This window comes from Aquabacterium humicola (assembly GCF_030167915.1).
GTDB classification, from domain to species: Bacteria; Pseudomonadota; Gammaproteobacteria; order Burkholderiales; family Burkholderiaceae_C; genus Pseudaquabacterium; species Pseudaquabacterium humicola.
In genome coordinates this window covers 442,356-453,674 of record NZ_JARGNB010000005.1, presented here as the reverse complement: position 1 = coordinate 453,674, position 11,319 = coordinate 442,356, and the positions used below count along the sequence as shown (strand labels likewise).

At 73.0% G+C, this 11,319-nt stretch carries 7 protein-coding genes; 4 read left to right on the top strand and 3 right to left on the bottom strand.

Annotated elements, in window-relative coordinates:
• Nucleotides 1-235: 235 nt before the first annotated feature.
• On the bottom strand, nt 236-2,254 hold the full coding sequence (locus tag P1K89_RS23215) for a sigma-54-dependent Fis family transcriptional regulator (RefSeq protein ID WP_284618896.1): 2,019 nt from the start codon (nt 2,252-2,254) through the stop codon (nt 236-238).
• A 275-nt stretch (nt 2,255-2,529) separates the two neighbouring features.
• Here P1K89_RS23215 and pedF point away from each other — a divergent pair, with 275 nt between their 5' ends.
• Nucleotides 2,530-3,021 (top strand): cytochrome c-550 PedF, encoded by a 492-nt coding sequence (gene pedF, locus P1K89_RS23210; protein WP_439898023.1) that lies wholly within the window; start codon nt 2,530-2,532, stop codon nt 3,019-3,021.
• Nucleotides 3,021-3,869, top strand: coding sequence for a substrate-binding periplasmic protein (locus tag P1K89_RS23205; protein WP_284618895.1), 849 nt, complete (start codon nt 3,021-3,023; stop codon nt 3,867-3,869). Before pedF ends, P1K89_RS23205 begins: the two co-directional genes overlap by 1 nt.
• Before the next feature lie 103 nt (nt 3,870-3,972).
• Here P1K89_RS23205 and adh read toward each other — a convergent pair whose 3' ends face one another.
• Both adh and lepB read right to left on the bottom strand, forming a co-directional pair.
• Entirely contained in the window at nt 3,973-5,493 is a 1,521-nt protein-coding gene (adh, locus tag P1K89_RS23200; protein ID WP_284618894.1) for an aldehyde dehydrogenase, read from the bottom strand.
• A 266-nt stretch (nt 5,494-5,759) separates the two neighbouring features.
• Nucleotides 5,760-6,542, bottom strand: a complete 783-nt coding sequence (gene lepB / locus P1K89_RS23195; RefSeq protein ID WP_284618893.1) for a signal peptidase I — start codon at nt 6,540-6,542, stop codon at nt 5,760-5,762.
• A gap of 309 nt (nt 6,543-6,851) precedes the next feature.
• On the opposite strand from lepB, the gene P1K89_RS23190 reads away from it, so the two are divergent.
• Nucleotides 6,852-8,456 carry a FecR family protein gene (locus P1K89_RS23190; protein WP_284618892.1) on the top strand — a complete coding sequence of 535 codons (1,605 nt, stop codon included), beginning with the start codon at nt 6,852-6,854 and terminating at the stop codon, nt 8,454-8,456.
• Nucleotides 8,457-8,489: 33 nt separating this feature from the next.
• On the top strand, nt 8,490-11,297 hold the full coding sequence (locus P1K89_RS23185) for a hybrid sensor histidine kinase/response regulator (protein ID WP_284618891.1): 2,808 nt from the start codon (nt 8,490-8,492) through the stop codon (nt 11,295-11,297).
• Nucleotides 11,298-11,319: the final 22 nt, after the last annotated feature.

The following is an 11,319-nucleotide window of genomic DNA, read 5'->3' as shown; positions in this document are numbered from 1 at the left end:
TCGACAACTGACTCGCCGGCGCTGTGCGCAGTGAGCGAAGCGAACGAAGCTAAATGGACGGCGCGGCCCCGGGCTGAGGACCGCAACGGAGTCGGCCCCCCAGGGGCCGACCGCCGGACTCGGCCCGACGTGCCCGCAGCCCAAGCCGCTCGGACGCTCTTTGCCACGAACGCCGGTCTTGAATCGGGAAACAAGCGAACGACCGCAACGGGCCGCCAGCCGGCCTAGAGTTCTCTCAGCCGTCGTTGCGCCAGCGCAGCTTGCGGTAGATGGTGTTGCGGCTGATGCCCAGGCGCTTCGAGGCCACCGAGATGTTGCCGCCGCACTCGTCGAGGATGCGGCGGATGGTCTGCAGCTCGAGCGCCTCGAGCGTCGAAGCGCCGTCGGGTGGCGCGGCTTCGGGCGTGGCCGTCGCCGCCGGCGCGGCAACGCCCGCCGCTGTCGCGGCCGCCACCGGCGCAGCGCTGGCCGCGGCCAGCGTCGCGTCCTCGATGAAGTCGTCCGACAGGTGCGCGCGGGTGATCACCGCGTCCGGCCCCGCCATCACCGCGGCCGTGCGCAGCACGTTGGCCAGCTGGCGGATGTTGCCCGGCCAGTGGTAGCCGCGCAGCAACGCCATCACGTCCTCCGACAGCGCGGGCAGCCGGCCGCCGCATTCGGCGCGCAGCAGCTTCTGCACGATGGCGTCGAGGTCGCTGCGGTCGCGCAGCGGCGGCAGCTTCACGACCAGGCCGTTGATGCGGTAGTAGAGGTCCTCGCGGAAGGTCTGCGCGGCGATCATCTCGCGCAGCGGCCGGTGCGTCGCGGCGACCAGCATGATGTCCACCGGCACCGCCTTGCCGCCGCCCAGAGGCGTGACCTGGCGCTCCTGCAGCACGCGCAGCAGCCGCGCCTGCAGCGACAGCGGCATGTCGCCGATCTCGTCGAGGAACAGCGTGCCGCCATGGGCCTGCACGATCTTGCCGACCGCGCCCTTGCGCCGCGCGCCGGTGAAGGCGCCTTCTTCATAGCCGAAGAGCTCGCTCTCGATCAGCGTCTCGGGGATCGACGCGCAGTTGACCGCGACGAAGGGCTGGCGTGCGCGCGCCGAGTCCTGGTGGATCGCGCGCGCGAGCAGTTCCTTGCCGGTGCCGGTCTCGCCGAGCACGAGGATCGGGATGTCGCGGTCCAGCACGCGCCGCACCTTGGCCGTCACCGCCTCCATCTGCGGATCGCCGTTGTGCAGGTAGCGCAGGCCGGTGACGGGCGCCGCGGCCTGGCCGATGGTGGGCGCCGTCGTCGGCTGCGGGCGCGGTGTCTCGACCAGCGCGGTGGCCGGCACGTCCTCGGCGTCGTCGGTCGTGCCCAGCGCATGCCAGGTCGGCCAGTTGAAGCGCGCATGCACGTGCACCTGACGGCCATCCGGCAGGTGCAGCGCCAGCGGCGCGGCCAGCGGCTGGCGGAAGTGGTCGATCAGCACGGCCAGCGGCACGCCGAGCAGGCTGGTGACGCTGGTCATGCGCAGCGCCGCGCCGCTGATGCCGAGCTGATCGAGCGCGCAGCGGTTCGCGCCGAGGAAGCGGCCGTCGCGGCCGAGCGCGAGGATGCCTTCCATCAGCGTGCCGATGAACTCGGGCCGGGCGTGGAAGTGCAGGCGCAGCGCGTGGCGGAAATGATCGCTCAGCCAGTGGTTCTCGATCATGCGCGCCGACATCTTCACCAGCCCCATCGTGTGGTGGTGGTAGGAGCGCTGGTCCCCCGAGACGTCGAGCACGCCCAGCATGTTGCCGCGCGGGTCGAAGATCGGCGATGCGGAACAGGTCAGGAAGCCGTTCTCGCGCATGAAGTGTTCGTCGGCATGCACGAGCGTCGGCTGTTCGGTGACCAGCGCGGTGCCGATCGCGTTGGTGCCCTTGCTGGCCTCGGCCCAGTTCGCGCCGGGCGCCAGCGCCACCTTCGAGGCGCGGCGCAGGAAGTCGTCGTGGCCGACCGAATGCAGCACCGTTCCCTGCGTATCGGTCAGCACGATCATGCTTTCGGTGGCGATGATCTGCTCCAGCAGCATCTCCATCACCGGCGCGGCATGTTCGTAGAGGCGGCGGTTGCGCTCGCGCGCGACGCCGAGGTCGGCGCGGATCACGCGGGCATGGTCGGCGCGGTCGATGCGCGACAGGCCGAAGGCCGTGCAGCGCTCGTGCGACTGCACGATGGCCTCGAGGTGGCTGCCGCCGGCGGGCGACACGATGGCGGCGGCAAGAGGCTGGGCAGAGGCCATCGCGAGACTTCCTTTCGCGGAACTGACAGTAGCACGTCGTTCGGGCAGGCCGGACGACGCGATCGAATGCTATGCGCGACGACGGAACACGACCATTGCGGATTACCTGCGCGAGTTGACCATTCGCAAGCGCGGCGTGTCACGTTCTGGAGCAACGGCTCCAGCCCAACCCTCGGAAGCGCGCATCGAACGGCGTCGGCACAGCCTCCACCGGCCGCTGGCACATCGATTGCGCGAGGCAGCGGGCCCCTTCCCCCCTTCCGATGGAGACACCCATGGCCCGACCTCACTCCCCCACCGCGGCACGCGCCGCCATGTTGAGCGCGCTGCTCGCCGCCGCCCTCGGCTTCAGCAGTGCCGTCCGCGCTCACGGCGACGTCACGCCGCAGGCCGTCGACACCAAGGAGCTGCCGACGCTGGGCGATGCCTGGCGCCCGGAGAACCCGTACCGCAACCATGCGGTCGCGGCGCGCATCGGCGGCTCGGCCTACAACCAGAACTGCGCGCGCTGCCACGGGCTCGAGGCGATCTCCGGCGGCATCGCGCCCGACCTGCGCAAGCTGGACAACGAGTGCGCGACCCTGAAGGACGCGGTGAAGAAGAGCCGCTGCGTGAAGGAGGTCGATGACTACTTCAGCGGCACGGTGCGCAAGGGCCGCGTGCGCAACGGCGCGGTCTACATGCCGCCCTTCGACGGCACCTTGAACCAGGAGGCGGTATGGGCCATCAAGAGCTACCTCGAAACCCGGCGCGAGAAGCCGCTGTGATGCGGCGCCGCCGGTTCTGCTCGGGCCTGCTGGCCACGCTCGCCGGTCCGGTCCTCGCGGCCGCGCTCGCCGACCCGGCACTGGCGGCCGACGAGACGCCGCTCGAGCGCATCCGCCGCCGCGGCAGCCTGGTGGTCGGCGTCTACCAGGACATGCCGCCCTTCCATGTCGGCGGCGCCGGCATCGACGTGGAGCTCGCCCGCGCGCTCGCGGCGGCGCTGGGCGTGCAGCTGTCGCTGCTGCCCTTCCATGCCGGCGAGAACATGGATGACGACCTGCGCAGCGTCGTCTGGCGCGGCCACTACCTCGGCTGGGGGCCGGCCGACGTGCTGCTGCACGTGCCGGTGGAGCCGGCACTGATGGCCGCGAACCCGCGCGTGCAGGTGCTGGCGCCCTACTACCGCGAGCGCGTCGCGATCGCCCGGCGGCGCGATGCGCTGCCGGCGCTGGACGACCTGTCGATGCTGCGCGGCCGACCCGTCGCAGTGGCCGGCCAGTCCTTGCCCGGCTGGCTGCTGATCGGTGCCGATGGCGGCGCGCTGCGCGAGACCTTGCAGACGCGCTGGCCCGACGGCTCCGCCGCCGCGGTCGCGTTGCGCGACGGCCTGGTCGTTGCCGCCGCGGGGCTGCAGTCCGAGCTCGAATCGACCTTGCGCGACGACCCGCGCTTCGCGATCACCCCACTGCCCGCGCCTCGTGCGCCGCGCGATGGCTGGGCGATCGGTTGCGCGGTGCGCAAGGAGGCGTCGGACCTCGGGCAGGCCTTGCAGCAGGCGATGCGCGTGCTGCAGGGCGACGGTTCGCTCGGCCGCTTCTTCGCCGCCGCCGGCGTGACCTGGCGGCTGTAGTTCCTCGGGTGGCCACAGCAGCAAGGCCGCGCCCCTGACGGGACGCGGCCTTCGCATTTGCAGGCGCAGGAACCGGCGCGGCCGCGGCCGCGCCTCCTGGACGTCAGAAGAAGCCGAGCGGCGCCTCGCTGTAGCTGACCAGCAGGTTCTTGGTCTGCTGGTAGTGCTCGAGCATCATCTTGTGCGTCTCGCGCCCGATGCCCGACTGCTTGTAGCCGCCGAAGGCCGCGTGCGCCGGGTAGGCGTGGTAGCAGTTGGTCCACACGCGGCCGGCCTGGATGCCGCGTCCCATGCGGAAGGCGGTGTTCATGTCGCGGCTCCACACGCCGGCGCCCAGGCCGTACAGCGTGTCGTTGGCGATGGCCAGCGCTTCTTCCTCGTCCTTGAACGTCGTCACGGAGACGACGGGGCCGAAGATCTCCTCCTGGAAGATGCGCATCTTGTTGTGGCCCTTGAACACGGTCGGCTTCACGTAGTAGCCGCCGGCCAGGTCACCCGCCAGCACGTTGCGCTCGCCGCCGATCAGGCACTCGGCGCCTTCCTGCCGGCCGATCTGCAGGTAGCCGAGGATCTTCTCGAGCTGCTCGTTCGAGGCCTGCGCACCCAGCATCGTCGACTTGTCGAGCGGGTTGCCCTGCTTGATGGCGGCCACGCGCTTGAGCGCCCGCTCGATGAAACGGTCGTAGATCTTCTCGTGCACCAGCGCGCGCGACGGGCAGGTGCAGACCTCGCCCTGGTTCAGCGCGAACAGCACGAAGCCCTCGATCGCCTTGTCGAGGAAGCCGTCGTCCTTGGCCATCACGTCTTCGAAGAAGATGTTCGGGCTCTTGCCGCCGAGCTCCAGCGTCACCGGGATCAGGTTCTGGCTGGCGTACTGCATGATCAGGCGGCCGGTGCCGGTCTCGCCGGTGAAGGCGATCTTCGCGATGCGCGGGCTCGACGCCAGCGGCTTGCCGGCCTCGATGCCGAAGCCGTTGACCACGTTGATCACGCCCGGCGGCAGCAGGTCGCCGATCAGTTCCATCAGCACCAGGATCGACACCGGCGTCTGCTCGGCGGGCTTCAGCACCACGCAGTTGCCGGCGGCCAGCGCCGGCGCCAGCTTCCACACCGCCATCAGCAGCGGGAAGTTCCACGGGATGATCTGGCCGACGACGCCCAGCGGCTCGTGCAGGTGGTAGGCGAAGGTGTCGTGGTCGACCTCGCCGATCGAGCCCTCCTGCGCCCGCACGCAGCCGGCGAAATAACGGAAATGGTCGATGGCCAGCGGCAGGTCGGCGGCCAGCGTCTCGCGGATCGGCTTGCCGTTGTCCCAGGTCTCGGCGGTGGCCAGCATCTCGAGGTTGGCTTCCATGCGGTCGGCGATGCGGTTCAGCACCGCGGCGCGCGCGGCCGGCGAGGTCCTGCCCCAGGCCGCCTTCGCGGCGTGCGCGGCATCGAGCGCACGCTCGACGTCCTCGGCGGTCGACCGCGGGATCTCGCAGAACGGCTTGCCGGTGACCGGCGTCACGTTCTCGAAGTAGGCGCCGTTCGCCGGCGCGACCCACTGGCCGCCGATGTAGTTGCCGTAGCGCTTCTTGAAGTCCACCGCGAAACCGAAGCGGCCGGGCTCGAGCATGTCCATGCGTATCTCCTGACGTGTGCCCCGCAGCGAAGGCGAATGAAGGGCTGCTGGACAGGCCAGGGTGCGAGCGCCGTGCCAGGCATGCGGGCCGTGGCGGGGAGCGTCGAATGGCGCGTCGGAGCGCGGGCTATCCCGCGGCAGCGGGTGGCGGCGGCTGTGCCATCGAACGCTCCACCGCGCCGCGGCTGTTGCGTTGTGGAGCAGTGCGCCGCGTCCGCCTCACGACGCGGGAAGGCTTGTGCCGTCTCAGGAAGGCTTGTGCCGTCTCAGGAAGGCTTGTGCCAGAAGCGGCTGCCCTCGCGGTAGTTGACGATCACGCGGTCGACGCGGCCGTAGACCTCGCGCTCGGGCACGAAGCCCCAGGCGCGCGAGTCTTCGGAGTTGTCGCGGTTGTCGCCCAGGGCCAGCAGGTGCCCGGCCGGCACCATGCAGTCCCACGCGCCGGACCGCTCGCTGCGGCAGTGCGGCGCGCCGATGTTCATCGGCAGGCGGCCGAGCACGAAGGGGTTGAGCTTGATCGTGCGCTCGCGCCCGTCGCTGGCCTCGCGCACCAGGCGCTGGCCGACATCGGCCGGATGGTCGCTCCAGCCCAGGTCCGTCAGGCGCAGCGGTTCCCCGTTGACGGCGACGCCTCCATCGCGGAACTGCACGCGATCGCCGCCCAGCGCGACGATGCGCTTGACGTAGAACTGCGATACGTCCGGCGGGTAGCGGAAGACGACGATGTCGCCGCGCCGCGGCTCGCCCATCGGCAACGCGGTGTTGGTGAACGGCAGCCGCGGCCCGTAGGCCAGGTGGTTGATCAGCAGCAGGTCGCCGACGCGCAGGTTCGGCTCCATCGAACCGGTGGGCACGCGCTGCCAGTCGGCCAGCGCGACCCGGCACCCGAAGATCAGCGCGATCACCGCGAAGAAATCGGCACCCCAGTGCACCCACCACGGCTTGTCGCGGCGGCCGCGGCGGCGCAGGCGCCACCACGCCAGGCTCAGCAGCCCGGTCGCCAGCGCCAGCAGCGCAAGCACTTCGTTGAGGGCGAATCCGATCTTCATCCTGGAGAACCTCTGGGGCGGCAAGGGGCGATGCAGTGCATTCTCGGCGCGCTGCGTGGCCGTTCATGTCGGCCGATCGGCCATTCGACGCGTGTTTCCGCCGGGACAGCCAGAGTAGACTGACTGCAAGCTTCGAATCGTTTCGAGACGAAGCCGGCATGTCGCGTCGCGGCATGCGCGCCGGGGAGGACCAGGGTGATCGTCGCGTCCGTTGTCCGCAGTCGGAGGGCCGGCACTGCCGTCTCGTTCGCCCTCGCCTGCGTGGGTGCCGCCTGGGGCGCGCCACCGGCCGCCCGAGCCGTCGCCACGTTGCCTGCGGCGTCGCCGAATGACCTGCAGTTGCAGGTCGCGCGCGGCGACACGCTGATCGGCCTGGCCCATCGCCACCTCGCCCCGGGCACCGGCTGGCGCGCCCTGCAGCGCCTGAACCGCGTCGCCGAGCCGCGCCGGCTGCCGGAGGGCAGTACGCTGCGCGTGCCGGCCGCGTGGCTGAAGGCGCAGGAGGTCGTGGCCGAGGTGGTGCACGTGCGCGGCGAGGTGAACGTGCAGCGCGACGGCGCCAGCGAGGCCGCGCAGCTCGGCGCGCCGCTGCGCCGCGGTGACCGCCTGCGCGTGGGGCCCGAGTCTTCGCTGACCCTGCGTTTTGCCGACGGTTCGCGCCTCCTGCTGCGGCCCGACAGCGAGCTGCTGCTGACGCGCCTGCTGCAGCGCACCGGCGGCACCGCCACCGACACCGGCCTGCGGCTCGAGCGCGGCAGCGCCGATTCGCGGGTGATGCCGCTGCAGCCGGCCGGGCGCTACGAGCTGGTCACGCCGGCGGTGCATGTCGGCGTGCGCGGCACGGAGTTCCGCACGCAGGTCGAGGCCGGCTCCGCGGTGACCCGGGTCGAGGTGCTCGAAGGCAGCGTCGCCGCCGGCCGCACCGAGACCCGCCGGGAAGCGCCGAACGCACGCGCGTCGCAGCGCGTGGACGCCGGTGAAGCGGTGCTGGCCACGCCCTCCGCCGCACCGCTGAGCACCGCGCGCCTGGCTTCGCCGCCCGACCTGTCCGCGCTGGCGCCGCGGGTCGAACGTGTGCCGCTGCGGCTGGCCTGGGCTGCGCAGCCGGGCATCGGCGCCTGGCGCGCGCAGGTGACCGCCGAGAACAACCCCGACGCGCTGTTGCTCGACGGGCGCTTCACCGAACCGTCCGCGCGCTGGGTCGACCTGCCCGACGGCCGCTACGAGCTGCGCGTGCGCGCGATCGACGGCCGCGGCTTCGAAGGCTTCGACGCGCGGCGAAGCTTCGTGCTGAAGGCGCGCCCGCTGCCGCCCTTCACCAGCCAGCCGCGCGCCGACGCACAGCTCAGCGGCGAACGCGTGCAGTTCGGCTGGACCCAGGCCGAGCAGGCGGCGAGTTATCGCTTCCAGTTGGCCGCCGACGCCGACTTCGCCGCGCCGCTGGTCGACGTGCCCGGCCTGGCCCGGCCGGCCCACGAGCTCACGCTGCCGCCGGGCCGCTACTTCTGGCGCCTGGCCAGCGTGCGCGCCGACGGCGACGCCGGCCCCTTTGGCGATGCGCAGGCCTTCACCCTGAAGCCGCCGCCGCCGGCCCCGCCGCTGGCACCACCGCAGGTCGACGGCGAGCAACTCGTGCTGCGCTGGCCGGCCGGCGATCCCAGCCTCGGCGCCCTGCGCTACGAGCTGCAGCTGGCACGCGACCGCGAGTTCCGCGAGGTGGTGCACGGCGTGCAGACCGCCGAGCCCGAGGCCGTGCTGCCGCGGCCCGACGCCGGCCTGTACTACGCGCGCGTGCGCGCCGTCGATGCCCAGGGCACGACGGGCCCGTACGGCGGCGTGCAGCAGATCGAGATTCCGCGCTCGCGCTGGTGGCTGCTGATTCCCGCGGGCCTGCTGTTGCTGCTGGCGCTGTAGCCCTCGCGGCGGCGGGTCCAGCCTGACGAACGCATGCAAGACCGCCGATGGCGACGGATGCAGGCCCGGCTGGGCCGCCTGGCGGTGCCGCTGGGCGCGTTGCTGCTCGCGCTGCTGCTGCAGGCCGGCCCCTGGCAGGCGCGCTGGCAGACCGCGCTCGATGACGCGCTGCTGCAGCAGGCGGGCCGGCCGGTGGCGCTGGACGAGGTGCTGGTGCTCGACATCGACGAGGACGCGGTGCGGCGCCTGCAGCCGCAGCTCGGCGACTGGCCCTATCGGCGCGATGCCTACGCGCTGCTGATCGGTTATCTGCGCGAGGCCGGCGTGCGCGCGGTGGCGATCGACCTGGTGCTGGCCGATGCCCGAGACGGCGACGATGCGCTGCGCCGCAGCCTGCACGAGCCCGGCGCGCCGGTGGTGCTGGCCGCGGCGGCCTGGCAGCGGCCGGCGGAGGTCGATCGCGGCGGGGCCGCGCCGACGCCGTCGCCCCCGACGCCGTCGCCCCTGCCGGCCGACGCACCCGCCACCGTGTGGCCCGCGCTGCTGTCGCCGGCGGCCACGCTGCAGGCGCGCCACGTCGGCCTGGTGACGCTGCCGCTCGACGCCGACGGCCGCCTGCGCCGGCTGCCGCTGCTGCACGACGCCGCCGGCATCCGCCTGCCCGCGCTGCCGGTGGTGCTGCTGCAGGCGCGCGCCGGCGGCGCCGCGCTGGGCTACGACAACCAGGCGCGGCAGTTCCGGCTGCAGGCGCCGGAGGCCCCGGCCTGGCTGGTCGATCGCACCGGGCGCGCGCGCCTGCCGCCGGTGCCGACCGACGTGCCGCACCTGCCCTTCCATGCGGTGGCCGCCGCCGCGCTCGGCCTGGGCGAAGCGCCGGGCCTGCGCCAGCGCCTCGCCGGCCGCACGGTCTTCATCGGCGGCAGCGTGGCGCTGGGCAACCCGGTGCCGACGCCCGCCGGCCCGCGCGCCGGCACCGACTGGCTGGCCGCCAGCCATGCCGCGCTGGCCCAGGGCCGGGTGCTGGCCGCCACGCCGCCGGCCAGCCTGCTGCCGATGCTGCTGCTGGCGATGGTGCCCGGCCTGCTCGCCGCGCGCGGCCGCAAGCCGCCGTGGCGCGAAGCGCTGCTGGGCGGCGCGCTTGCGGCCGCGCTGCTCGGCGCCGCGGCTTGGGGCCTGCACGCACACGACCGGCTGCTGCCCGTGCTGCTGCCGCTCGAAGTGCTCGTGCTCGGCCTGCTGCTCGGGCTGCTGGCGCAGCAGGCACGGCTGCGCAAGGCGAATCGACGGCTGCAGCTGCAGCGGGCCGTGGCCGAAGCAGCCAGCGCGGCGAAGGGCGAGTTCCTCGCCAGCATGAGCCACGAGCTGCGCACGCCGCTGAACGGCGTGATCGGCGCCGCGCAGCTGATGCGCGACCACGGCGACGACCCGCAGCGCCGCGAGGAGCTGGCCGAGATCATCCGGTCCAGCGGCAGCCACCTGCTGAGCCTGGTCGACGGCGTGCTGCAGCTCGCCCGCATCGAGGCCGGTGCCCTGGAGCTGGTGCGCGAGTCCTTCAACCTGGTCGACTGCGTCGACGCCGTGATGGCCACCGCCGCGGTGCCGGCGCGCAGCAAGGGGCTGCAGATCGCTGCGGTGATCGAACCATCGCTCGCGGCGTGGCGCATCGGCGACCCGATGCGGCTGCGCCAGGTGCTGGTGAACCTGATCGGCAACGCCGTGAAGTTCACGCACCGCGGCGAGGTGGTGCTGCGCATCGAGCCGGGCGCGGGCGACGAGCTGGCGCTGCGCGTGATCGACACCGGCATCGGCCTCGACGCCGCGGCGCAGGCGCGCATCTTCGAGCCCTTCCGCCAGGCCGACCGCTCGACGCCGCAGCGCTTCGGCGGCAGCGGCCTCGGGCTGACGATCTGCCGCCGCCTGGTCGACGCGATGCACGGCACGATCGCCGTCGACAGCACGCCGGGCCGCGGCACGTGCTTCACGGTGTGCCTGCCGCTGCCCGCGGCCGCCGAGCAGCCGTCGGCCGCCGCGCTCGGCTGGCGCGTCGGCTTCGTCGAGCCGCACGAGGCCAGCGCCGAAGGCCTGGCCGCGCTGCTCGGGCGCATGGGCTGCGAGGCGCTGCGCTGCCGCAGCGCGGACGATCTGCAGGCGCTGTTCGCGCGGCCCGATGCCCTGGGCCGAGCACCGTGGCTGCTGGTGGCCACCGACAGCGACGACGCGCTCACGCTGCTCGAATCAGCCGCCGACTGGGTGGCGGCCGACCGCGTGATCGGGATGACGCACCTGCCGTGGTACGCCGCGGAGCAGGCCCGCGAGCGCGGCCGCCTTCCGCGCAGCGTGCTGAAGCCGGTGCTGCGCTCGGCGCTGGTCAGCCGCTTCGGCGCCGGCTCGCGCCGGGTCCGGCCGCCAGCGGCCGGGCAGGACGCCGGTGCCGCCCCGATCGCCGTGCCGCCGGCCATCACCACGCGCGTGCTGATCGTCGAGGACGATCCGGTCAACCAGGCGATCGTCGCGGCGATGCTGGATCAGGCGGGCTTCGAGACCCGCATCGCCGGCGACGGCCGCACCGCATTGCAGCTGTTCGAGCGCCATGCCTTCGACGTGCTGCTGATGGACTGGCAGATGCCGGACATGGATGGCATCGAGGTCACGCGCCGGCTGCGCGCCGGCGAGGCGGGCCCGCTCGGGCGGCGGGTGCCGGTGGTCGCGCTGACGGCCAATGCCTTCGCCGAGGACCGCGCCGCGTGCCTGGCGGCGGGCATGAACGACTTCCTCACCAAGCCGGTGGTGGCCGAGGACCTGGTGACCGCGATCGCGCGCTGGGCGCCGGGCCGGCACTGAGCAGCGGGCGCCGGCTCGGCGT

What these genes read in the sequence shown, in the direction of transcription:
- adh (WP_284618894.1), bottom strand. Translation starts at nt 5,493, where the DNA reads ATGGACATGCTCGAGCCCGGCCGCTTCGGTTTCGCGGTGGACTTCAAG.
- P1K89_RS23205 (WP_284618895.1), top strand. Translation starts at nt 3,021, where the DNA reads ATGCGGCGCCGCCGGTTCTGCTCGGGCCTGCTGGCCACGCTCGCCGGT.
- P1K89_RS23215 (WP_284618896.1), bottom strand. Translation starts at nt 2,254, where the DNA reads ATGGCCTCTGCCCAGCCTCTTGCCGCCGCCATCGTGTCGCCCGCCGGC.
- pedF (WP_439898023.1), top strand. Translation starts at nt 2,530, where the DNA reads ATGGCCCGACCTCACTCCCCCACCGCGGCACGCGCCGCCATGTTGAGC.
- P1K89_RS23185 (WP_284618891.1), top strand. Translation starts at nt 8,490, where the DNA reads ATGCAAGACCGCCGATGGCGACGGATGCAGGCCCGGCTGGGCCGCCTG.
- lepB (WP_284618893.1), bottom strand. Translation starts at nt 6,542, where the DNA reads ATGAAGATCGGATTCGCCCTCAACGAAGTGCTTGCGCTGCTGGCGCTG.